Raw genomic sequence first — 22,607 nt, 5'->3', positions numbered from 1 at the left:
CTCCTAGAGATGGCGGTAGTCTGCGGTAAGCCGCAACTCTTGGAGACGCTTTGCGAATGCGTCTACGATTTTCCGTTATCTGTGCGTAAGTCCTAGTTAAAAAAATTGACTTTGACAAAGAGTTTTAGCCTTAACCCAAGCGTATAGGTTTATATATATCCTCAGAACTTGGATTAAGATAAGGACGCTGTAAATCTATTAAGTGTCGCGCAAAGTGTTCGTCAATCGTCTTCATCCGCTCCTCCATCGCATTCTTACCTTTTTGCCAAGCTTCAAATAAAGCATTAGCAACAATTTGGCAACGGTTCATCCCAAAACTTTCTTGTGCGGCAAACTTTTGGGTTGGTTCTTCGGCTAAACCTAACCCTGGTGCTAAAAATTTTGTAAACAAGGGAATTTCCGGCTGGAAATAGGATTGATTTTCTGAATAAATAGCCTGAAGGATTGTGCGAATTACTGGATAGTCGGGGAGTTCAAAGTAGAGTAGCCCCGAATCATAACGTCCGTATGCACTGGGATTGTGAAGAACCTGAAAGCTAAAGGGAATCGAGGCTGCATTCAATTGCAGTGTCAGGCTTTCCATGAGAGCGATCGCACCAGATGGCGTAAAGTTAAAGTAAATTCGCCCTGCTCCCAAATCAGCATCGGGGTTGCTCTGGCGTTCCTGTCCGACATTGCTAACTGCCAAGTAACAGCCATTTTGCATTCTATTTTTGGGCATCCAGATTGCTACCATGTCACCCACTTTGGTAGATTTATTGCTGGATTTTAGATGGCAGTCTGGCTCAACATAAAGTGTTAAACCGCCTTTAGTCACCGCCATAGTACCATCAGGTTCTTTACGCAACACCTGCCATCGGGGGTCAAAGTAACCTATACCGTGATTACTGGCGTGCAATTGCTCGTAAAAGTTCCAATCAATTTCCAAAATAGAATTATCTGCTAAATTATGCTTTGGCGTATCAGTATTGACTGCTAAAGTACTTTGTAGAGAGCCATTGTAATAGATCCCATAGAGAAAGTTTCGCAGCAGTAGAGTGAGATATTTATGTTGTAAATCTACAGAATTGTGCTGAAATCTCTCGGCTATTTTACTCGGCAGACCAAAGGGTTGATAATTGGGATGATAAATACAAAAATTTGACTCAATCTGGATATTTTTAGCAATGTCGAATAGAGAAGTTAGCGGTTGATTGATAGAGTATTTTAGCATTAATCCATTTAGAACTTAAACTTTAAAAAACAGAATTCAGTCCTTCTGGAGCCAGAATTCAGAATTGTTCTACTCCCTACCATTAACAACCGCGAAGCCGAGTTTTTTCGTAATAAATGCGAAGTAAGTGTGGCTCTTTTGCAGGTTGAGGAAGTTTATGGATTTTTGCTACAGGATTCAGAATTTCTGACTCTGATATCCCAAAAATAGTCAGTACACCTTGCTGCGGCATAGTCAGTAAACTTTTAGCCACTTGGAGCATACAAATGTCAGCATTATTAAAGGATTTTTGGCAGGTAATCATATCCTGAATTTGATGAATCAGTGACAGTCCCGCAAACTGGATAACTCGCACAATAAAGTCATTGCGGTATTCCAAAATCAAGGGGAAAGCATTTAGATAAGCCCTAATTAGGGTAATAATTGAAGGTTGTAAACTCTCTAAGGGTGTCAATGCTAAATGTAGAGATTCTTCTAACTTAATGGTAGGATCTACTACGAGGCTCTTGAGCCAAATTCCTAAATAGCTTGCTAGTAAAGTACCTAAATCAAAGGCGGGATCTCCCCAAGAACAAGCTTCCCAATCAATTAGTCGTATTAGGCAATTGTCTAGTTTTTCCCACCTGGAATGAACCAAAATGTTGTTCAATTTCAGGTCGTTGTGAGTCAAGCAGCAAGGATTCCAGTCGTATGCCAAATCAGCGATCGCAGATTCCAAACTCTCCGACTGCTGGTATAGTAGATAGAATTTCAGCGCATCCGTGGGAACCGTTCCAAAAATCTCCGGCCCAATTGACTCTACCCCTTGCGCCGGATTGTAAAAGCCATAGCGAAACTCTCCTTGGGGAGCAGTTGCCATAAAATCCTTATATTCTCGGCGGTTATAGGTTGCGCGATGCAGTCCCGCTAAAGTAGTGCCGATCGCAGTGGCAATTTCTTGTGGAAAAATACCATTGTTGTGGTATAATGTCGCAAGCTCCAGATAATCACCTAAGTAGTTGCGGACAAGGATAGAATTTTCTTGGTCAAAATGCACTACCAATGGTGCGATGGCGGAAATATTGCCGAGAACTGGAAACTGCTGGAGCAACTGATGAAATAGCCACTCGTGAAACAATTCATGAGGCGCGGCGTCTTTGTTGTTAACGTTACGTTCTTGTTTAATGAGCAGTTTTCGATTATCTGCTAGAGTCACTAGTAAACCGAAATTGTTCTTACTACTTCCTGGCAACTCAGATTTATCTGATGCGTCATCTTCTGAGCTACACAGCCCCGCTTCTTGCAGATACTGGATAACGTTATGAGAAGACAGTGATAATACCATGTATTATTTCCTACTTCATTAAATTACTTAAACTTGTACTCAGCAGTTGTCGGTAGATAGTGAATAACAATAGAGATTTCTACAATCTACTAATATCCCATATTTGGGAGAAAAACCTGCCCAAATGGCACCAATTCCTTTATAATTGCTTTAGAATTCGCTCCTAGATACCCTGGCATCTTTACACTTTGTCAGCATAGTTACTTAGATACATCTAGAGCAATTGTTGTGGTAGAAGCCCATTGATGTAGCTGCATCAAAAGGCTTGGTAGCGCAGAAGCATCCCCAGCAAAAAACTGATTGGCGGCAGATGTTGTTTGATGTTGAGTAGTCATCCTGAAAGCAGCGAAGAATTTCAGTAATCCTTCGTGTTAGGAAGCATGACATTCAACGCTATTATTTTTATTTATCATCCCAAAGCTAAATAAACCGGAATTTTTAAGCAATTAGTAATTATTTTTTTCTTTAATTTTCAGAATTGATGGCTGGAAACCTTGTTATTACGTCATTTTTTTTACTTACGTATTGTAGATGACTATAGGCGATCGCAAATAACGGCTACATGAGTGCATCTTATGGAAGTGTACTTTTGTCAAGGATGAAAAGACCTCTCCCTGGCTTTACTACGTAAAACCGTCCCTCTCCGAGTCGGAGAGGGGAAGAGTTGAAGGAAAGTTCAAGGTTGGGAGAGGTTTGTTGAAGTCATGTTGATCTAAAATCTAAAATTGCTTGACTGCTTTTTTAGAAGGTTACCCCACAAGACTTAACTTCTGGTTTCGATATCGTATAAATGGCATAGGGTGAGGAGTTTTTGTTTGAGGCGATCGCGCACATTCTCTGGTAATATCACAACACAATCTGGCGCATACTGCATGACTTCGCGGCTAAACCAAAATGTACTAGATACTCGCCTGACAACTCGCCGGACTCGCGCTTTATCTGGTAGCCATTCATTAATATTGTCTTCTTGTTTAGCTTGATAGGCAAAAGCTAACCAATTTAATAAATGTATTTCGACATCTATCTCATCTAATTGAGAACGCCATTCACCAGCAATTGAAGTCACCGCCGCATCTGTAATCCGATCTAATCTGAGACTCCAGTTGTGAACTAGTTCTGGTATGTCATGGTTTCCTTCTGTCTCTTCGCACCAGCAATCAAGATATTGCCGCTTTTCGTGGGGTGTAACTTTGGCATAGCGAACGGTAAAATTAAACACACGCTCTGCTGCATCTTGATATGAAAGCTGAAAGGGTTGTTCGCGCAAGATGTAGCGGTCTATTTCTAAGCGCCAAGGTGGGGGCAAATTCTCTAAGAAACGTTCGATTTCGCCCCGCAATGGTAATGATAGTTCGCTGCGTTCGAGAAGTAAGTTTGCAATGATTTGGGCTTGTTCAATTTGCCCGATGTCTGTCAAAGCATTGATACATCTATGTAATGCCCTGATGCGTGGTTCTTTCCAATCGTTATTGTTACCGATGAGTAACTTACGTTGAGCGATCGCTTTAATTAACTTAGAGATGTTAGGTTCCTCTCCCCACATCATACCGAATTCACGAGCGATCGCTTCTAGCTCCGCTTTATCACGTTCTGATATCGACAGTGTAATAGATTGACCTTTTCGACTCATGTTTTATACGGACACTTTTATACTTGTAATTCTTGCCAATCTCTATTTTGCGTGCCAATATAGTTTTTAACAACCAGTTACGGACACTATTTAAGTGTATGTCCGAAAATTCCAGTATTACTCTCAAGCCTGTTTACTCGCAAACCGTCCCAACACCTGACGGGGTGAAATTACCTAAAGATTGGTTGCTTTCTTGGCATCAAGCCGCAACTTTAGAAGCGTTGCGCGATCCAAATATTGATGTCGTGTTCAACACTGCGATGACTGGCGATGGTAAAAGTCTCGCGGCTTACCTAGAAGTGCTTCAGGGCGAATTTTCTGCGATCGGACTTTACCCAACCAATGAACTCGCCCGCGATCAAGAAACGCAGATTAGAGGATATGTTGAGAAATTCCAGCCAGAAAATCAGCCGCGTGTAGTGCGACTAAGTGGGGCTGATTTAGAGATTTATGCTGAAAATGAAGGATTGAAAAAAGGAGCTGCGATCGCCCCTCTTTTCACAATACAATTACCGAGAATTATCGACAAATCAACGATTTTCGTGGTTATTATCGTCGATGGGGGGCTGTGCAATCATTTTGGCTATGTTATCAGTTGAGCGATCGCACAATTAAACAACAGTATGCACAAAGCCGAGACAAGTTTCAAGAAGCCTGTGAACAATTATTCGAGGTCGCCGCCTAGCGGTTGAACATATTTTAGGAATGCTTGCAGCAGGAGAGACTATCGAAACCTTGCTAGAAGCTTATCCCTGGTTAGAACAAGAAGATGTGCAAGCCTGTTTAGTTTATGCGCGGAGGTTAGTTGGTCATGAGCGAATTGAACCATTATTGATAGAGTAAGCAACGTGAAAATACTGCTAGATACTTGTGTGTGGTTTGGGGTGCGTACCAATTTACTTGCTGCTGGCTATGACGTAGTTTGGAGTGGAGATTGGTCAGAAGATCCAGGCGATGAGGAGATTTTAGCAACTGCTTACCGTGAAGGTCGAATTTTAGTAACGCTTGATAAAGACTTTGGAGAGTTGGCGATTGTACGGGGAAATCCTCACTGTGGCATTTTGCGCTTAGTTAATCTTAGTCCTAAAGAGCAATTTGTTGTTTGTCTGCGAGTACTTCAGCTTTACGTTTGATGACATAGGCTTGATGAAAGTAGCTTTAGATGCTACATTACGCATCTTAAACCCTAATAAAGGCTCTGTCGCTAAAAGTCGCAGCGAAAATCTGAATAAGTTTCAGCAACAAAATGTTTTATCTGCTGATTATGACTTCAAATTTGAAGACGATATCCGTATTGACCAAATAGCAGAATTTGGGGATTTAGTTAGCCGGAAGATTTGGGAAGAGACAGTTAATCGCGTTGATTCTGCTCGTAAGAAAGATAAAAAGCTGCCAGCAGTTCCCGATTTTGATTTAACTCACAAAGTTGCAGAGTTTTGGAATTTAGCAGAATATTTACCCCAAATTAGACAAATTCAACGCATTAACGAAAGTCTCAAAGAAAATAAGTTAAAGGGGAATACCGGAGGAGTACCTTATGAATGGTATTATCTGGCGGCTAAATATTTAGAACATTATCCAGGGATTGAAGATGTACGCGAAGCTTGTGTGCTTTAGTAAGGCGCGATCGCTCAATCATTCTTCTATCCTCAACACATGGAAGTATGCTAACAATAACTACTACGTTTAAATGGAGAAAACACAGAAAAATATCCCTAGTTTTGGGAGAGCAAAGGAAATAGCAGCAGAAAGTCTATTTGAGTTTTTTGTCATATCTCAAAAAGAACTCAAACTACCAAAGTGGATTCGCTTGGGTAAATGGATGAGCAAGGCTGAAGTCACGGTTGAACAATTACCGAAACATAAAATTACTGAAGGTATATTCACTTGTACACATCCATTAAATCCGTTAGATGTCATGTTCACTAATCAAGTGATTAGCTATGATGTTGTGAATATGCCTCCAGTTAGCTTAATTCAGAATATCCAAATGCGTGGGCAATACTATCAATTTGATGGCATTCAAAACTTAAAAATTCCAGTTCGGATAGAATATCGCTTTCGGAGTTAATTACTTCCCAAAACCTTTACCACGGTTCTTATTTTTTGCTGGCTCTAGTGTCATTAGCTCTGCTTTAAAACCTCTGGAATTTTGCAACATTAACTTACGAATTCGCTGACGTTGGTAAGCCTGCACTTCAGCAGCTAGGGGATGATTAGAGTCAATTTTTAGGTGAGTAATAGAAGAAACATATTTTTCTTTACTTTCGGGATTATTTGGCTCTTTTAGTCCGCACATAATCCCGCCTTCATCTCCTGAATAGCCAACGAAATCAATCTCAAACTCTCTGTCTGGATCAGCGTTTTCCCCTTTTTGCTTTAATGTCTTCAAAAACTCCTTCCCTGCTCGTGCTTTAATGGGTAAGTTCTCTTTAAGTTTTTCAGTTAGTGCCTTTGCTGCATTGTAATCATCAATTCTCATTGGTCTTTCTCCCTATGTAGTTTTTCTCACTTAAAAGAATACTACTATCATCACTCGACAGTCTTTAAAATTTTAGATACCACATTCAGCGATCGCTCCTCTATCCCCAGTGAAACACTATCAACAACAAACCAACGCCTTCCCCAGCGATTACTTAAACAACTTATGGGGAGAAATCCAAGCTTGTCCTTACTTTGCTATCAACAACCTCAACCGCGATTTTGTCGCCACTAAAGGATTTTCTGTAGTATTTCAGCGTTCTGGATTAGCAAAAGTAGAACAGCAGTTTCCCTACTTCAAGCCTTACCTAGATTTGGCTCTCCAGCCGAATTGTAATGCTTTTTACCTCAATCCTTTACAACTCAAAGAAGGCTCCCGCGTCGATCCGCACATCGATCGCTCCTTACGTTCCTACTCCAAAACCATTGAACCGCCTGCGGTTGTGAGTGTTCTCTATGTGCGCGTACCAGCAGATATGGAAGGGGGAGAACTGGTATTGCGATCGCACAAACGCCAACTTGGGCAAATTAAGCCCCAATTCAATACTTTAGTTTATTTTCAAGGTGATTTAACCCATTCGGTTAACGCTGTCAAAACCCCAGGAAATCGTCTGAGTCTCGTTTGCGAACAGTATAGTTTGAGTGATGCTGAACTCCAGGAAATCCCTGAGTTTACTGTAGAGTCAAGAATCACTCAGTCTACAACCAAAAAGAGAAAGTATGCCTCATAGTTTAGTGTTGAATTTGCTACCTCAATCGCCTATTCCACCACAGTATCTTACAGGTAGACATCTCCACGCCTTATTTTTAACCCTCGTTAGTTCTGTAGATAGCACATTAGGCGATCGCTTGCACGATTCCACTGCTGATAAAGCTTTCACCCTCTCCCCTCTACAAATTAGTAATACAAACTCTCCCATTTTGAAGGGTGGTAAAGGGGGATCTAAATTGCAATATTCACATCAACAACCCATTCCCACCGGAACTCCTTGTTGGTGGCGCATCTCTTTATTAGATGACACTTTATTTGGTAAACTTACCCAACTCTGGCTAAATCTTAATCCCAATCGTCCTTGGCATCTTGGCCCGGCTGACTTGTATATTACCAGCATTCAAGGCACACCCCAATCTATTCAATCTTGGGCAAATGCCAGTACTTACGCTCAATTATACGAAGAAGCTAGCGACCGCAATTCTTCCATTAACCTTAGCTTCTGCACCCCTACCGCCTTCCGTCAAGGACAGTATGATACTACCCTTCCTACCAGAGAATCTGTCTTTAATTCCCTACTTTCGCGGTGGAATAAGTACAGTGGCATAGAATTTTCTCACATTGCGCTCGAGTCAATATTTCCCTCATTTGTCAATATTCACACAGAAATATTAACCGACTCTCGCAGCAAATTTATTGGCATCCTTGGCGAAGTTAACTACAAGATTTTGGGATAAATTGAACCCATACAAATTAAGCAACTTAATGCTTTAGCTGATTTTGCTCTGTATGCAGGAATTGGTCGCAAAACAACTATGGGAATGGGAATGACACGGCGGCTATATTCTCCATAATTCTAATAATCATTTAAAAACCACCTAAGTTATGAATCAAACCGAATATATTTCCATTGCGGCATTGAATCAATATGCCTATTGTCCGCATCGTTGTTGGCGAATGTTTTGTGCAGGGGAATTTACTGATAACCAATACACAATTGAAGGCACAACTTTGCACGATCGCGTCCACACTACAAGCGATGTACAGCGAGGAGAAACTTGGCGAGTTTGAGAGGGTTTTTGCGTAAGTCCTATTGGTATAAGATTCAAAGCCTCTCTCCTAAAAGGAGAGAGGAATGGAAGTGAGGTCAAAGTGTATTTTCCATTCGAGAACCGCTATATTAATGATTAAAACGCCCAAGAATACGGCAAAAGGCTGAGGGATGTATAATCTTAAATTGATCGAGAGTGCTGAGTGGGGAATCTCACTTTTTTGCTCAGAACTCAGAAATGGCTCAACCATAGCTATCCCCTAACGGAACTATTTTGCCCAATACCCAATACCCCATTCAAAACTCCACAATTACCGGCGTATGGTCGCTGGGTTGGGTTAATTTCCTAGGCCCGACATCGATAATGCAACTTGTAGCACGCTCATACAGGATAGGAGTGAGATAGTGATGGTCAATCCGCCAACCTAAGTTGCGACGGAAGGCGGCGGCGCGATAATCCCACCAGCTATAATTTCCGCCTTCTGTGGTGAACTTGCGAAAAGCATCAGCAAATCCCAATTTCAGAATATCCCGTAAGGCTTGGCGCTCTGCTTCTGTTGCCATAATGTGATTTTCTGTACTCACTTGCTCGTGAATATCCTTATCTTCTAGGGCGATGTTGAAGTCACCGCACACACAAATTGCAGATTGTGACAGCACCAACAATCGTAAATACTCGTGTAGTGCTGTCAACCAGCGCAATTTGTATTCATATTTTTCTGTTCCTACTGCTGCACCATTGGGAACATATAAGTTAACAATCCGAACACCATCAATTACACCTGTAATCACCCGCTTTTGCTCATCCCATTCGTGGTGTAAATCTGGCAAAATCGCCCTAAAGCCGCTACTTACGTTTACAAGTGGCTGGCGGCTAATCATCGCTACGCCGTTATAAGATTTTTGTCCTGATATATAAAGGTTATAGCCTAACTGCTCAAAAGGCGATCGCGGAAACTCGGCATCCACAACTTTGGTTTCTTGCAAGCAGAGAACATCAACGGGATTGATAGTTAACCAATCGGTAACCTGTTCTAGACGAGTGCGAATTGAGTTGACATTCCAAGTAGCGATTTTCATTAGTTATCAGAATTTTTTGTAAATTAATAATTACAAATTATGTAATTATTGTACAGTTCCTTAATATTTATAATTTCTGTTCCATTTCCCAATTACATTTAAACCAAGCTTTAATGGCTTGATCCCATTGCATATTTTAGTAGTTTTAGCTACAAAATATTCCTTTTTGTAAGTTCTACTACAAAATATTCTACCTCGTTATGATCCCCAAGGCAGATGCAACAAGTAATTGATTTACTCTAAGTTAGAAATATAGCTCAGAGTTTAGTTTAGCCGATAGTCTGTTAGATTTGTCGGTAAAAAATTTACAATACGATTAACCATTATTGCGCTTTTTGTAGCCTGTTAGGTTAATTAAAATGTCAAAAGAGTAAGTACAAATGCTCTCTCCTTATCTAATAATGATGCAACTCATTATATTGAGGACAATTTCATAGACTGAACCAAAAAAACTTATGAAAATCGCTCAAGTTGCCCCCTTATGGGAAAGGGTTCCACCTCCCAATTATGGAGGAATAGAACTGGTAGTGAGTCGCTTGACTGATGAACTTGTTCGTCGCGGTCATAAGGTAACTTTATTTGCCTCTGGCGATTCCCAAACTTTGGCTCATTTAGAAGCAGTTTATCCGCGAGCATTGCGCTTAGATCCAAATGTCAAAGAGTATGCAGTGTACGAAATGCTGGAACTAAGCCAAGTTTACCAGAGTGCTGCCCAATTCGATATTATCCATTCTCATGTAGGGATTTCGGCATTACCTTTAGCGAGTTTGATAACAGCAACTTCTACAGTGCATACCCTGCACAATGATTTTACAACGGATAACCGTCACGCATTTAGCTACCACAAAAAGCAACCTTATGTCAGCATTAGTAACTCGCAGCGTCAAATCGATCTCAATTATATTGACACGGTTTATAACGGAATCGAGCTAGCAGATTATCCATTGGTAGCCCAACCGTCAGAACCTCCGTATTTGGCATTTTTAGGCCGTTTTTCGCCAGAGAAAGGACCACAACATGCGATCGCCATTGCTAAACAGAGTGGTTGGCGCTTGAAGATGGCAGGAAAGGTTGATGTTCAAGACTCTAAGTTTTTTGAACAAGAAATTGCCCCCCTCATAGATGGTCAGCAAATTGAATATCTAGGCGAAATCAACCACGCCGAAAAGACTGAACTTCTGGGCAATGCTGCCATAACTCTCTTCCCCATTAGCTGGCAAGAACCTTTTGGGTTAGTAATGATTGAATCAATGGCAACTGGTACACCAGTAATTGCCATGAATTTCGGCTCTGCACCTGAAGTGATTGCCCACGGTAAAACAGGTTTTATCTGCAAAAGCTATTCAGAAATGGCGGCAATGATTCCACTAGCTTTAGAACTTAATCGTCAAACCTGTCGAAAATACGTAGAAAACAACTTTAGTGTTAGCCAAATGGTTAACGGATATGAAGCTGTTTACAGACAAATTATTAAAGACCGCATAGAATCGAATGGCTGCATTTGTGCAGCTAACATCCAGTTTTAATCAACTGTTTTTTTTATCCAACTTAAACAATAACTTTTTTCAAGGAGGACATTGGTATGAGTACGAGAGCCAACACCTGCCCATGCTGCGGTGGTTCCCTCCTGCGCCATGCCCGACATGGTGAACTATATTGGTTTTGCCTGTCGTGCCGACAAGAAGTACCGCTATTAACTGCTACTCGCTTGCCTAATGTGGAAACCCGGAACACCGGAGTAGTTCCACAGCCTGCGGTAAATTCTTAGTTTTACGGCATTTTAGATTAATAAAAGCCTACTAGAAATCAAAACTAATTTACTTTAAACCTATCAACTAGTGGTTTGTCTCATTAGTTACGAGGAGTAAACAAGTTCGTAGTAAGGACTTTAGTCCTGGATTTTTAAGCACTGAAGTGCTTACTACGAACTCATCAAAATTAATGAGACAGACCATTAGCTTCAACTGATAAAATTGGATGGAGCTAATTGATAGGTTAAAAGCTTTGTTAGCAGCGTTACTTTATGGGCAAGAAAATTTACGCTTAGAGGAAGTTCGTGACCCTACTCCGGCGGCTGGCGAAGTTGTAATCCAAGTGGGGGCAGCAACAACTTGTGGTACAGATTTGAAAGTCTGGCGGCGTGGTGGTCATGCCAAAATGCTGATACCACCGACACTGTTTGGTCACGAAGGGGCTGGACAAATTATTGCTTTGGGTGCAGGTGTTACAAATTGGCAAATAGGCGATCGCATCGTCGCTAATAATTCTGCACCCTGCATGAAATGCTTTTTTTGTCAACGCCAAGAGTATTCATTATGTCCGAATCTGACATGGAATAATGGAACTTTTGCGGAATACCTGAAAATTCCCGCAGCTATAGTAGAGCATAATTTATTGCAGATTCCCGATGAGTTGCCGTGGGAATTGGCAGCGATGACGGAACCCTTAGCTTGTGTGTTGCATGGTGTAGCCCGTTCTAATGTCAAATCCAAAGATCAAGTAGTCGTCTTAGGAGATGGGGCGATCGGGCTGATGTTTGTGGCGGCGTTGAGTGGGAAAGCTGAGGTGTTGCTGTGGGGAGGTAATAACCACAGGCTAGAAATTGGTCAGAAGTTGGGTGCAAGCCAGACTTTTAATTATCATCAAATCCCGGATATTCCCAGTGTAGTGAAAGAACTTACCCAAGGATGGGGCGCAGATGTAGTGATTGAAGCAACTGGTGTACCAAGTGTTTGGGAAACTGCGATCGCCTGCGCCCGTCCTGGTGCAACAGTCAACTTATTCGGTGGATGCCCACGGGATACCACCATTACTGTCAACACAGAACAGCTACACTACAGCGAACTGACCATCAAGGGGGTGTTCCATAATACACCAAAGTATGTGCAGGAGGCGCTGGCACTGATCGCTAGTCGCAAAATTCCCTTTGAATTGCTTATTAGTGAACAACGGCCATTAAAAGATTTAGAACAGGTGTTTTGTAAGATGAAAGCGCGTCAGGTAATTAAGGTAGCGATGATTCCTTAGATCGTGTTAGTTACAGTGTGAGGAAGAAGACAAGATGTTATTTATGGTGCAATACAGTTCAGTTAAGCATTTATTTCTTCTCTCAGTGCCGCGCCAGTTGCTTCTCCCAAGGGGAGACGCTGCGCGAACAAGTCTCTTAACCGCAAGGGCGCACTGGCTTCTCTGCGCCTAATAAGGTAGCCTGCGGCAAGCCGCTCCGCGTCTACGTTAAAAAACTTGACTTTGCCAAAAGTTTTTAGCCTTAACCCAAGCGTATTGATTCATGGTGGTCGAGCGATTTAAGGATGGCAAGGCTAAGAGGATGTTTGAAAAGTCGTAAAGTATACTAGAAACCCCACTTCCATTCCTCTCCCCGAAGCGGAGAGAGGCTTTTAAACCCCCATTCCCTCTCTTCGAGACGCTGCGCGAACGTAGGGAAGGCTTGCTCGATGGGTTAGGTTTCCGAGGCTTTGATGTGACGAAAAATACTTTTCAAACATCCTCTAAAGAGATATACCGCCGATTTCAAGAGAAAGGGCGCATGATGCCTGAAGGTTTAAAGTATTTAGATAGCTTTGGAAAAAAGAGAGAGAGTACCGTACCTACTTCCAAACAAGCAAATGCTGTCGCTCAACAAGCAAATGCTGTCGCTCAACAAGCAAATGCTGTCGCTCAACAAGCAAATGCTGTCGCTCAACAAGCAAATGCTGTCGCTCAACAAGCAAATGCTGTCGCTCAACAAGCAAATGCTGTCGCTCAACAAGCAAATGCCGTCGCTCAACAAGCAAATGCTGTTGCTCAACAAGCAAATGCTGTTGCTCAACAAGCATAGGACTTACGCAAAAGTTACGGAATAACGAACCACAGAGGCGCAGAGGACACGGAGAAATAAGAGTTTGAGAGATATTTTGCGTAAGTCCTAAAGCAAATGCTGTCGCTCAACAAGCAAATGCTGTTGCTCAACCTGACTTTTCACGGGATGTGGAAAAGGGGATAGACTTTTGCAAGAGGTCTAATATTTAGGGACTTCCAAGAAATAAATTATCCAAATAAACGAACCACTCCAGACGCAGAGAACACAGAGAGGAGAAATAGAGAGGGTTTTTACATCAGTAGTTTTGGGACATTTTTTTATTTGGAAGTCCCTTAATAACCAATGCCCCATGCCCAATGCCCAATGCCCTAAACTTAAAGACGATTAGTATCTTTTGTAACTAACTTCCAGCCTTCAGCTTCGTCAACTAGCTTCATTGACTCTAGTTGGAGATTGTTGAAAGCAGATGCATGAAGGAGAAAGTAGGGTTGCCCGTTGTAGTGCCAATAATATTCTAGTTCGCCAACAGAAGCGGGAATGATGGTGCGATCGCTATAAAAATCCAACGAGGGACGATGATAGGGAAAAGATGTGTAAATCTTCCTCGTAGCTGGATTTGCCCGCACGATCATGGCGGCGACTGGTTTAACTGGATAAGCTTCAGATAATTCCCAAACCCAGTAGTTAGATTTCATTAACAGTAGCAGCGAAATATAACTTCCCCAAAACAAAATCTTCAGAAATTGCCCGTCTCCTCGTTCTGCCAAAATAGCTGCTAAGGTCATAGTTAAAGCTACTGCTGCAAAAATCAGTTGTAAGTCTATTTTCGGTGTTGTACCCCAACTGAAATAAATACTACCAGCAGAAGCGGCTACAGCAAGTATCGCCAAACCAGCAACCCAAGCACGGGGATAGGATGAGAGTAAAGGCGAATTTTCCGTATCTGATAACTGGATACCAAAAGCTAAAGCTAAACTAGGGTAAATCGGGAATAAATACCAGGGAACTTTGGTAATCATGAAAGAAATTACCAGCAGATAAACACCACTCCACGCCATTACTAGTTTTGCCCAACTAAGGTTACGATTTTCCCAGGTTAAGCGGACAGTTTGCGGTAAGAATAATAGCCACGGCCATGTGTATTTGAGAAGTTCAATAACATAGTACCAAGGTGGTTCAGGATTACCCTCTACAAATGAGCCAATTCGGCCTAGTGATGGGTTTACAAGCCCAATTTGGGCGAAAGTGTAACCATATTCAACTAGTTGGGCACCATACCAAGCAGCTACAGGGAGAATGCCAATTAAGATTGCTATCCACAGATAGTAACAAGTGAGCAGTCGTGGCGTATCCCAAAACAGAAATACGATCGCGATCGCACCTAGTAATACACCTAACAATCCTTGAGTCAGGCAAATCAACCCGAAACTAACACCAACACCAAGGCAATAGCGTAAATCCCGGCGCGATCGCAACACGCATAACATCATCACCATCAAAAAACTTACCATCGCCCCATCCAACATTGCCAACCGCCCATGACGCACCACAGGTAGCATTGTTAGATAAATCAAGGCGCTATAAATAGCAGCCCAACGTTGGCGAAATATCTCTCTAGCAATGCAATACAGTAAAGGTACAGATGTGGCTGTTAAAATTGCTCCAGGCAGGCGCGTTGTCAACTCATTTTCGCCTCCTAGAGAATAAGCCCAAGCTATTAACAAATGCATTAAAGGCGGCTTGTTATGATATGGTTCGCCTCCTAGCGTTGGGTAAAGCCAACGCATTGAACCTGCTGGAGCGTGCCAAATTTCACGAGCAACCTGTGCCACAGTCCCTTCATCCCAATCTCGCAGCGGCAATCCTCCCAGATTGATGCTAAACAGTAACACTGCTGCCACCAGCAACACCATTAACCATACCCAATCAATCCATTTGCCAACCGTGCGATGCTGTTTTTCTAGATGACTCCAAATAAAGCTTCCTTCTTGCATATTCTATGTTAATCATTTTACTTTCTGGTTTGATTACATAGAGACATCTAGCGAATCTCCAATGTTGTCACCCAGTAACAACGTATGTTATTAACAATTGCTAGTTTCCAAGATTAACTCAGTTTTTTCTAATTAGCGCTATTTTTGGAAAAATTTATATTGGTTATTTAAATAACATTTCAGTCTATAAATGATAAAAATAATACAGGCAATAAATTATTTATTACCTGTATGACAATCCGTAAAGGAATTTGTCTTTTTTTTTGAATGTGACGCTTCATTTAAATTTTATATACTTACTTTTTATCTGGTTAAATTGGGGAAGCGAAGAAGTAATTGCTACAAGATATCAATGGCGTGCTGAATAATTAAACAAATATCTATATTTTTAGTGAGTCATTTTAAGAAAATAATTTTTTATTACCTCAAATATCGATTTGAAATTTGATGAGTAAAAATAATTCTTGAAGTAAATTCTAGCATTTTAAATTTAATTAAGTAATTATCTAATTGAAATATAGCGCTTCTCGGTTGAGTGCAATACAGACCTAACCCCTAGCCCCTTCCCTACTAGCGTTGGGGAGCAAGATTCAAAGCCTCTCTCCTTTTAGGAGAGAGGAATGGAAGTGAGGTCAAATTGTATTGCTTCCATTCGAGAACCGCTATATCTATGTTATAAAATTATATAAAATAGTTTTTCAGAATAATAAACCCCTATAAAATTATGGGAGCCTATCAATGAATTTACCTGTGGTTGTGGATATTACAATTGGCTTAGTTTTTATTTACTTGATTTTGAGCCTGATAGCTTCTGAAATTCAAGAGTTGATTGCTACATGTTTACAATGGAGAGCTAAACATTTAAAAAATTCAATTGAATTACTTTTAGCAGGTGGTAGCGAAACTGAAGAATCAGATATTACTAAGGCAAAAAAACTGGTAGATAAACTTTATGCTGATCCTTTGATTAATACCTTGAATCAACAAGCCAAGGAGAAAATAGAAAAGCAGTTTCGGGAAATTAGTAAAAGTCTTGACAAAAAAGGACTAGGAGAAAAACAAAGCGGCCCTTCCTATCTTCCTTCTGAAACATTTGCAATTACTTTATTAGATACCTTAAAAATTCCCCAGCTAATTAATCATGTTAAACATCCTAGTGAAGATGCTAAAACTAATTTGCATATAATATTAGCATTTTACAAAGAACTTAAAAAAGGTGTTAATAATCAAAATAGTGAAGAGTATAAAACTATTCAAACGATTTATGGAGATATTGACCAAAAATTTATAGATTTTGTTAATAAAGATTTGCCGGATGATGTACCTGATAATTTAATTAAGAGTCTTGGTGTGATTGCTCAACGGAGTAGGATAAAGATTAGCGACCTCACCCAAGAAATGAATCAGTTTCAAAATGAAGTCGAAACATGGTTTGATCGCTCTATGGATCGAGCCAGTGGCGTTTATAAGCGCAATGCCAAAGGAGTTGCAGTTTTAATTGGAATATCAGTTGCCATATTCTCCAATACTGATACATTTCACCTCGTTAATAGATTGTCGCAGGATTCGGCTATCCGCTCTGCTATAACTCAAAGTGCAAGTCAACGAGCCGATTTTATCAAAGATCCAGAAGCTAGAAGGCAAATTGAAAAAGTTTTGGGAGATACTTCTGTACCTATTGGATGGCAAAACATCAATCAGCAGTTTGAGTTATTAGATGTTAAAGACTCGAATAATGGAAAGGTTTTATTAATCAGAATTTGGCAGGGTTTTAAATTAATTTGCGGTTGGATAGTGAGTGGTTTGGCTATTGCGATGGGTGCGCCTTTTTGGTTTGATATCCTAAATAAAGTTGTCAATGTGCGAAATGCAGGGCCAAAACCTGTTGCGTATACTAAAGATCAACCACCTCAGAAATAGCGTTTTAATTAAAAAATAAAAATAACTCGGAGTTTTAATTCTTTATTCTCAAGAGTAATGTCAATTTGCCTGATAAATTCTCGAAAGTAAAATCGTCGCTCTGTTTCCGATAAATCTAACCAAAATTGTGGTATTGAAACAGCTTGAGCAACAGAACGCAAGTTAACTGGGGGAAGAGTCGCCAACTTTGCTTCGAGTGCAGAAATTTCTGTGCGGAGTTTGTAAGCCCTTAACTTTGCTGTTTCAATATCTAAAATTCCAGTTTCAATTAAAGCGGGTAACTGAGCAAGTATTTCTTGCTGACGAGCGATCGCTTGTCCTAAACTATTCTTGACTGCATCCAACTGAGGAAAATTCATCCCTGCTACAGCTAAGGGTAAATCACGGCAAACGGTTTCAATTGTATGTTCTAAAACCTCTTGGTAGGGAATAGCTTTACACTTGGGGCGTTGAGGACAGCTAGTAGAACGTAAATAAAGATACTCCTTATCTTGGTTGCGTTGGGTGACACGAGTAACTGTTAGATGTGACTGACACTCAGCACAGACAACCAACCCAGCTAAAGAACGCCTAGCACTAGCAGTTCGGGATGGTAAACGGCTGTTACGGCGTAAAAGTCGGTCAACTTGGGCAGCTTCTTCTTTAGAAATTATCGGAATATGGGTATTAGAGATAATTTCACCATTTTGATAAGCTGTATTGCCGCGATAAACTGGGTTAGTTAGCCAGCGTCTTCCTGTGGTGACAGAGATTTTTTTGCCGTATTTTTTCGCCAAGTAACGAACTGAACCCCGCAGGGAACCATAGAGTAAAAAGTGTTCAAAAAAATCTTTGACTACTGGTGAAGTACTGCGATCAATAGTATATTTTCCCTTACCTCTGCGATAGCCGTAGGGAACTTTGCCCGGTGGCGGTGCAACCTCAAGACGATTACGGGCGTGTCCTTGACGAATGCGACGACTACGTTGCTGACGTTGGATAGCGTGTAGCAAATTCAGCAAGTCAGCGCCCAGAGGGTAATTTTCGGAAGTATAGGGTTGTTCTGTGGCAATTATTGCTACTCCCATTACTTCGAGTTTATGTAAGCGATCGCTAATTTCCTCTACAGTATCCCCTAATTCTTCTAACCGACGAATCAAGAGATAATCTGCTGGTTCAGTTTCGCAATCGGTTAATAATTGTTGTAATTGCGATCGCGTAGCGTGTCCAGAAGACTCTGGCTTGCCCAAATCTTCATAAACCCGATCCACCTCCCATCCCCAATCGGCTTGATCGGGAGCAGATTCTAATAGCGGATTGGTGTAAGAGTAGGCAATTATTTTCATTAGTCATTAGTCATTAGTCATTTGTCATTTGTCATTGGGCATTGATCAATAATCAATAAATAGTTCTTCTTCCCCTGCTTCCCCTACTCCCTACTCCCCACTCCCCACTCCCCCTTACTGCTGACTCAACTCAACAATATTCCCATCTGGATCTTGAGTAAACAAAGCAGGGCGGCCTGAGGCGCTGGGTTGAATGGGATAATTATGATTGAGCAACTCTTGTTTGGCAGCGTCCAAGTTAGCGACTGAGAAAGCGACGTGGGGGTTGCGTCCCCATTTTTCGTTTGGGTTTTCGGTGGGGACAGTAGGTGCAACTATCAGGTGAATTTGATAGTTGCCGACTTGATACCATGCACCAGCGTATTTTAGGGAACGATCTATTTTGGATAATCCTAATACTTTGCCATAAAAGTGTTCAGAGCGTTCTAAGTCAGTCACGAGAATTGCTGTATGGAGACTTTGGCTAATCTGCATTGTTGGTAAGTGCGATCGCGTTTATCTCAATTTTGACGTAGTTTTGGCATATACTTTGACCTCACTTCCATTCCTCTCTCCTAAAAGGAGAGAGGCTTTGAATCTTACTCCCCAACGCTAGTAGGGAAGGGGCCGGGGGTTAGGTCTGTATTGGACTCAACACACAAGCGCTATTATATTGATGCGATCGCGCTACTTGCCAATAAGTGCTCTCTTGCCGTTGAGTATTTGCATCGCCGTGTTATCTCAATGCAACCTCTTGCAATTTGATTGTTTCGACTAACAATGCGATTGTTTCGACTCACAATGCCATTGTTTCGACTGACGTGGAAGGAGGTGGAAATATTCTTGGTGAAGGTGTCTTATAATAGGCTTCTGGATTTTCTTCAACTTCACCTACAGCAATTTTGTATTTATTACCATAAAAATTTTCAGCTTTCGACTTACCTGCTCTAAAGTAATTATATCGTTTTGAAGTATCTGACGTGACACCAAAACCACAACAACAGGCTTATCAGATTGTAAAACTTCAGTTTGAAAATTCTCTGGATTGAGAGTTGTTATGGTAGCAGCGATCGCAGGAGATGATAAGAGCATCATTCCACTTGCAACCAGTGTCAAAACTGCTAACATTAGTCGTCGTGTGATTCTAGTAATACTTTCCGTGGTTTTTACAGTCATAATTTTCTGTCTGTTAAAGCTTTTCACAAGGAACTTATCACGGCAGAAAAATTTACACAAGGACAGTTAAGACACTTAAGACAGTTTAGGAAAAATCTATCAAAAGAGATAATATAGTACATCTCTATGTTTGCACCCTCTAGCGGTTCATATAAACATGAACGTCCAGCTTTGAGACTATTAGCATCCTGGTGATTCATTGGGTTTTGACTTTATAAATACGATTTTATCAAGATTTAATTTTCGGCGATCGCAATGCAATGTTGCATCTAATAAAAGTTTACTTTTGGAATTGGCAAAGCTTTGTAATATCTGATAATTTAATAAAGTGCATAACAATATAGCACTTTTCATTTATATACATCTTACTCCCCAACGCTAGTAGGAAAAGGGCTGGAGGTTAGGTCTATTAGACTCAACCCAGAAGCGCTATAACCTTAAATAACTTTCAGCTTTACTCAGGGCTGGATTGCAGAGGAATGGTTTTGTTAAAATGGCGACCGTTTATAAACCGCGCTATTACAGCATAATTCAGAATACAGAATACAGAATGGGCTACGCCCCGCTACGTTAACAGGAGTAAAACACGCTTTATACCTGGGTAACAGACTTAGGTTGTGTACCTTACCAACTTGAAATCTACTGTAAGTATAATCTGCTCAAACGATTCAGAATTATATCCAATTGTCAATCCTCCAAAAGATACAATACATGTTATTTACGCTCACTTACTTAATTTTGAGCAACCAAATTAAAAGGTTGCTCATGGTTGTTCTCACTCAAACGCATTGGGTTGATATGAAAAAATAGCACACTTAATTAATTAATATCAATTTTAATTTAATACAAAAAACACATGGATCAAGTAATTAGTGCAATGGCAGATGCTTTGTTTATAACCAGTAATTTAGGGAAAATAAAAAAAGTAAATCGTGCAGCTCAACAATTATTTGGTTTTAGTGAAGAAGAATTAATTAATAAACCAATATCACTGATAATTGATGATGAGCAAGTCTTAAGAGAAGCCATTCACCAGCATTCTTTTTTTCAGAAAAATCTTCAGAATTTAGAGGTAGTTTGCCGAACCAAGACTAGAGAAAAGCGGTTGATTGCTTTTTCTTGTTCAGTAATACCGAAAAAAATAAAAGGATTAGAAGAGATTGTCTACATTGGTCGGGATATTACTGCTCGGCAGCAACGGGAACAACGTACAAGTGCCCAGTATGCTATCACTCGTATATTATCAGAATCCCAAACTGTAAAACAGGTAATTCCGCAAATTTTGCAGTCGATTTGTCAAACCTTGGGATGGGATTTAGGCGAACTTTGGACACCAAGTCAATATATTGGCACTTCGGTACAGGGACATAGCCTCAATGCAGTACTAAGGTGTGTAGAAATTTGGTCAAGTCGAGTAATTTCGGCGCGAGAGTTTAAAGCAATCACCTGGCAAACTACCTATACACCCGGTGTTGGCTTACCTGGTAGAATTTGGATCAGACGTTTGCCCCTGTGGATTCAAGATATCACAGAAGATGGAGACCAAAGGCGATCGCAACCTGCTGCTGAGGCTGGATTGCACGCCGCTTTTGGCTTCCCCATTTTAGACGATAGTGAAATCTTAGGAGTGATGGTTTTCTTTAGCCGGGATGTACAACCAAAGGATAAAGAATTATTGCAAATGATGGGTTCTATTGGTAGTCAAATCGCCCAGTTTATCAAACGCAAACAAGCAGAAGATGCTCTTGTAGAAAGTGAAGAACGATATCGAGATTTATTTGAAAACGCTAATGATTTGATTCTATGCGTCAATGCCTATGGTCGTTTTTTGTATGTAAATCGTGCATGGCGAGAAGCTTTGGGATATAGCGAAGCTGAAATTGTGAATATGAATATTTTTGATATTATACATCCAGAGTTTAAACAAGACTGTTTGCAAAGGTTTTATCGGGTGCTGTCAGGAGAAAAGATCGGACAAGTAAAAGCTGCATTCGTTACTAAAGACGGTCAAACAATCTTTCTAGAAGGTAATATTAACTGTAAATTTGTCGAAGGTTATCCAGTTGCGACTCGCGGCATTTTTCGCACTGTCACCCAGCGACTAACAGCAGAAGAAGCGCTGCGTCATCAACAGGAAGAAACCGAACGTTTATTGCTAAATAGTTTGCCAGCAGCAATTTCCAAACCCTTGAAACAAGAAGCTAACATTGTCGAAGACGTTGCTGATGTCACAGTTCTATTTGCTGATATTGTCGGCTTTAGCGAAATTGCTCCTTCTATGAGTGCCATTCAACTGGTAAACTTACTCAACTCGATTTTCTCAACTTTTGATCGCCTCAGCAAACAACATGGTTTACAAAGAATCAAAACCCTTGGCGATGCTTATATGGTAATTGGTGGTTTGCCCACACGCCGCCCAGATCATGCTCAAGCGATCGCTCAAATTGCACTCCAGATGCAAACTGCGATCGCTCTATTTAATACTGAGAATAACCAAAACTTCAGCATCCGTATCGGTATCCATCGCGGTTCCGTAGTCGCAGGAGTAATTGACTTCAACAAATTTACTTATGATCTCTGGGGAAACACGGTAAACATCGCTAGATGCATGGAATCCCAAGGTATTGTTGGTAAAATCCAAGTTACAGAAGATACTTATAAGTCTTTGTGTGATGAATTTTTATTTGAAAAGCGGGGCGAAATCGAAGTTGAAGGCAAAGGGAAGATGACCACTTATTTGTTGATTGGACGCAAGAGATGAGGGGGATGAGGGGGATGATTACACTTGTGCGTCCTTGAAGAATTGTTTTGAGGTTGTTTTGAATAATTCTTTCTGATTCGGAATCTAGATGGCTGGTGGCTTCATCAAATAGTAATAATCGAGGATTTCCGAGCAAAGCAC

At 40.9% G+C, this 22,607-nt stretch carries 19 protein-coding genes and 5 pseudogenes; 14 read left to right on the top strand and 10 right to left on the bottom strand.

Going from position 1 to position 22,607, the window contains the following annotated elements:
- Positions 1–130: 130 nt before the first annotated feature.
- The 4 genes from LC586_RS21410 to LC586_RS21400 all read right to left on the bottom strand — a co-directional run bounded on the left by LC586_RS21410 (position 131) and on the right by LC586_RS21400 (position 4,167).
- Complete coding sequence (locus tag LC586_RS21410; protein WP_229486707.1) at positions 131–1,213, bottom strand: T3SS effector HopA1 family protein; 1,083 nt, start codon at positions 1,211–1,213, stop codon at positions 131–133.
- An 82-nt stretch (positions 1,214–1,295) separates the two neighbouring features.
- On the bottom strand, positions 1,296–2,537 hold the full coding sequence (locus LC586_RS21405) for an aminoglycoside phosphotransferase family protein (RefSeq protein ID WP_229486706.1): 1,242 nt from the start codon (positions 2,535–2,537) through the stop codon (positions 1,296–1,298).
- Between the two features lie 200 nt (positions 2,538–2,737).
- The gene (locus LC586_RS40760) at positions 2,738–2,872 is read right to left on the bottom strand and encodes a hypothetical protein (RefSeq protein ID WP_267921708.1); all 135 of its coding nucleotides are present in this window, start codon (positions 2,870–2,872) and stop codon (positions 2,738–2,740) included.
- A 428-nt stretch (positions 2,873–3,300) separates the two neighbouring features.
- Positions 3,301–4,167, bottom strand: a complete 867-nt coding sequence (locus tag LC586_RS21400) for a WCX domain-containing protein (protein ID WP_229486705.1) — start codon at positions 4,165–4,167, stop codon at positions 3,301–3,303.
- Between the two features lie 98 nt (positions 4,168–4,265).
- Between LC586_RS21400 and cas3 the strand changes: the two are divergent.
- From cas3 to cas5d, 5 genes and pseudogenes are all read left to right on the top strand, one after another.
- A pseudogene (gene cas3 / locus LC586_RS21395) lies at positions 4,266–4,664 on the top strand (type I-D CRISPR-associated helicase Cas3'); the annotation flags it as partial.
- A gap of 166 nt (positions 4,665–4,830) precedes the next feature.
- Positions 4,831–5,010 (top strand): DUF433 domain-containing protein, encoded by a 180-nt coding sequence (locus tag LC586_RS21390; protein ID WP_309143395.1) that lies wholly within the window; start codon positions 4,831–4,833, stop codon positions 5,008–5,010.
- Between the two features lie 5 nt (positions 5,011–5,015).
- A complete protein-coding gene (locus tag LC586_RS21385; RefSeq protein WP_309143393.1) occupies positions 5,016–5,300 on the top strand; it encodes a DUF5615 family PIN-like protein in 285 nt (94 codons plus the stop codon).
- Positions 5,296–5,775 (top strand): annotated as a pseudogene (gene cas10d / locus LC586_RS21380) (type I-D CRISPR-associated protein Cas10d/Csc3); the annotation flags it as partial. The gene LC586_RS21385 and the pseudogene cas10d, both read left to right, overlap by 5 nt.
- Before the next feature lie 10 nt (positions 5,776–5,785).
- Positions 5,786–6,238 (top strand): annotated as a pseudogene (gene cas5d, locus LC586_RS21375) (type I-D CRISPR-associated protein Cas5/Csc1); the annotation flags it as partial.
- On the opposite strand, the gene LC586_RS21370 reads toward cas5d, so the two are convergent.
- Positions 6,239–6,649, bottom strand: a complete 411-nt coding sequence (locus LC586_RS21370; RefSeq protein WP_229486703.1) for a hypothetical protein — start codon at positions 6,647–6,649, stop codon at positions 6,239–6,241.
- 109 nt (positions 6,650–6,758) lie between these two features.
- Between LC586_RS21370 and LC586_RS21365 the strand changes: the two genes are divergently transcribed.
- From LC586_RS21365 to LC586_RS21355, 3 genes and pseudogenes are all read left to right on the top strand, one after another.
- Complete coding sequence (locus tag LC586_RS21365; RefSeq protein WP_193947514.1) at positions 6,759–7,379, top strand: 2OG-Fe(II) oxygenase; 621 nt, start codon at positions 6,759–6,761, stop codon at positions 7,377–7,379.
- Positions 7,369–8,214, top strand: a pseudogene (gene cas6, locus LC586_RS21360) (CRISPR-associated endoribonuclease Cas6). The gene LC586_RS21365 and the pseudogene cas6 overlap by 11 nt, the downstream one beginning before the upstream one ends.
- 31 nt (positions 8,215–8,245) lie before the next feature.
- Positions 8,246–8,428: pseudogene (locus tag LC586_RS21355) on the top strand (CRISPR-associated protein Cas4); the annotation flags it as partial.
- 280 nt (positions 8,429–8,708) lie between these two features.
- On the opposite strand, the gene xth reads toward LC586_RS21355, so the two are convergent.
- Positions 8,709–9,491 carry an exodeoxyribonuclease III gene (gene xth / locus LC586_RS21350; protein WP_229486702.1) on the bottom strand — a complete coding sequence of 261 codons (783 nt, stop codon included), beginning with the start codon at positions 9,489–9,491 and terminating at the stop codon, positions 8,709–8,711.
- Between the two features lie 455 nt (positions 9,492–9,946).
- Here xth and LC586_RS21345 point away from each other — a divergent pair, with 455 nt between their 5' ends.
- The 4 genes from LC586_RS21345 to LC586_RS21330 all read left to right on the top strand — a co-directional run bounded on the left by LC586_RS21345 (position 9,947) and on the right by LC586_RS21330 (position 13,329).
- Positions 9,947–11,017, top strand: coding sequence for a glycosyltransferase family 4 protein (locus LC586_RS21345; protein ID WP_229486701.1), 1,071 nt, complete (start codon positions 9,947–9,949; stop codon positions 11,015–11,017).
- Between the two features lie 56 nt (positions 11,018–11,073).
- Positions 11,074–11,259: a hypothetical protein gene (locus LC586_RS21340; RefSeq protein ID WP_118166720.1), complete on the top strand. Its 186-nt coding sequence runs from the start codon at positions 11,074–11,076 to the stop codon at positions 11,257–11,259.
- A 236-nt stretch (positions 11,260–11,495) separates the two neighbouring features.
- Positions 11,496–12,518 carry a zinc-dependent alcohol dehydrogenase gene (locus LC586_RS21335; RefSeq protein WP_229486749.1) on the top strand — a complete coding sequence of 341 codons (1,023 nt, stop codon included), beginning with the start codon at positions 11,496–11,498 and terminating at the stop codon, positions 12,516–12,518.
- A gap of 421 nt (positions 12,519–12,939) precedes the next feature.
- Positions 12,940–13,329, top strand: coding sequence for a hypothetical protein (locus LC586_RS21330; protein ID WP_229486700.1), 390 nt, complete (start codon positions 12,940–12,942; stop codon positions 13,327–13,329).
- Between the two features lie 356 nt (positions 13,330–13,685).
- Here the strand turns inward: LC586_RS21330 and LC586_RS21325 are convergent, their stop codons facing one another.
- Positions 13,686–15,305 (bottom strand): ArnT family glycosyltransferase, encoded by a 1,620-nt coding sequence (locus tag LC586_RS21325; RefSeq protein WP_229486699.1) that lies wholly within the window; start codon positions 15,303–15,305, stop codon positions 13,686–13,688.
- 738 nt (positions 15,306–16,043) lie between these two features.
- On the opposite strand from LC586_RS21325, the gene LC586_RS21320 reads away from it, so the two are divergent.
- Positions 16,044–17,225, top strand: coding sequence for a hypothetical protein (locus tag LC586_RS21320; protein ID WP_229486698.1), 1,182 nt, complete (start codon positions 16,044–16,046; stop codon positions 17,223–17,225).
- Between the two features lie 8 nt (positions 17,226–17,233).
- Here LC586_RS21320 and LC586_RS21315 read toward each other — a convergent pair whose 3' ends face one another.
- The 3 genes from LC586_RS21315 to LC586_RS21305 all read right to left on the bottom strand — a co-directional run bounded on the left by LC586_RS21315 (position 17,234) and on the right by LC586_RS21305 (position 19,705).
- Positions 17,234–18,550 carry a recombinase family protein gene (locus LC586_RS21315; RefSeq protein WP_229486697.1) on the bottom strand — a complete coding sequence of 439 codons (1,317 nt, stop codon included), beginning with the start codon at positions 18,548–18,550 and terminating at the stop codon, positions 17,234–17,236.
- 114 nt (positions 18,551–18,664) lie between these two features.
- Positions 18,665–19,024 carry a VOC family protein gene (locus tag LC586_RS21310; RefSeq protein ID WP_229486696.1) on the bottom strand — a complete coding sequence of 120 codons (360 nt, stop codon included), beginning with the start codon at positions 19,022–19,024 and terminating at the stop codon, positions 18,665–18,667.
- A 396-nt stretch (positions 19,025–19,420) separates the two neighbouring features.
- Positions 19,421–19,705: a YbbN family protein gene (locus tag LC586_RS21305; protein WP_229486695.1), complete on the bottom strand. Its 285-nt coding sequence runs from the start codon at positions 19,703–19,705 to the stop codon at positions 19,421–19,423.
- Positions 19,706–20,561: 856 nt separating this feature from the next.
- Here LC586_RS21305 and LC586_RS21300 point away from each other — a divergent pair.
- Positions 20,562–22,466 carry an adenylate/guanylate cyclase domain-containing protein gene (locus LC586_RS21300; protein ID WP_229486694.1) on the top strand — a complete coding sequence of 635 codons (1,905 nt, stop codon included), beginning with the start codon at positions 20,562–20,564 and terminating at the stop codon, positions 22,464–22,466.
- The last annotated feature ends 141 nt before the right edge of the window (positions 22,467–22,607 follow it).

The sequence above is a fragment of the Nostoc favosum CHAB5714 genome, assembly GCF_020829495.1.
In the GTDB taxonomy this organism is placed as follows: Bacteria; Cyanobacteriota; Cyanobacteriia; order Cyanobacteriales; family Nostocaceae; genus Nostoc; species Nostoc favosum.
Note: the sequence above shows the minus strand (reverse complement) of the source record. Positions and strands in the feature narration are given on the sequence as shown.

What these genes read in the sequence shown, in the direction of transcription:
- LC586_RS21320 (WP_229486698.1), top strand. Translation starts at nt 16,044, where the DNA reads ATGAATTTACCTGTGGTTGTGGATATTACAATTGGCTTAGTTTTTATT.
- LC586_RS21325 (WP_229486699.1), bottom strand. Translation starts at nt 15,305, where the DNA reads ATGCAAGAAGGAAGCTTTATTTGGAGTCATCTAGAAAAACAGCATCGC.
- LC586_RS21345 (WP_229486701.1), top strand. Translation starts at nt 9,947, where the DNA reads ATGAAAATCGCTCAAGTTGCCCCCTTATGGGAAAGGGTTCCACCTCCC.
- LC586_RS21400 (WP_229486705.1), bottom strand. Translation starts at nt 4,167, where the DNA reads ATGAGTCGAAAAGGTCAATCTATTACACTGTCGATATCAGAACGTGAT.
- LC586_RS21300 (WP_229486694.1), top strand. Translation starts at nt 20,562, where the DNA reads ATGGATCAAGTAATTAGTGCAATGGCAGATGCTTTGTTTATAACCAGT.
- LC586_RS40760 (WP_267921708.1), bottom strand. Translation starts at nt 2,872, where the DNA reads ATGACTACTCAACATCAAACAACATCTGCCGCCAATCAGTTTTTTGCT.
- LC586_RS21370 (WP_229486703.1), bottom strand. Translation starts at nt 6,649, where the DNA reads ATGAGAATTGATGATTACAATGCAGCAAAGGCACTAACTGAAAAACTT.
- LC586_RS21410 (WP_229486707.1), bottom strand. Translation starts at nt 1,213, where the DNA reads ATGCTAAAATACTCTATCAATCAACCGCTAACTTCTCTATTCGACATT.
- LC586_RS21405 (WP_229486706.1), bottom strand. Translation starts at nt 2,537, where the DNA reads ATGGTATTATCACTGTCTTCTCATAACGTTATCCAGTATCTGCAAGAA.
- LC586_RS21315 (WP_229486697.1), bottom strand. Translation starts at nt 18,550, where the DNA reads ATGAAAATAATTGCCTACTCTTACACCAATCCGCTATTAGAATCTGCT.
- LC586_RS21340 (WP_118166720.1), top strand. Translation starts at nt 11,074, where the DNA reads ATGAGTACGAGAGCCAACACCTGCCCATGCTGCGGTGGTTCCCTCCTG.
- LC586_RS21305 (WP_229486695.1), bottom strand. Translation starts at nt 19,705, where the DNA reads ATGACTGTAAAAACCACGGAAAGTATTACTAGAATCACACGACGACTA.
- xth (WP_229486702.1), bottom strand. Translation starts at nt 9,491, where the DNA reads ATGAAAATCGCTACTTGGAATGTCAACTCAATTCGCACTCGTCTAGAA.
- LC586_RS21310 (WP_229486696.1), bottom strand. Translation starts at nt 19,024, where the DNA reads ATGCAGATTAGCCAAAGTCTCCATACAGCAATTCTCGTGACTGACTTA.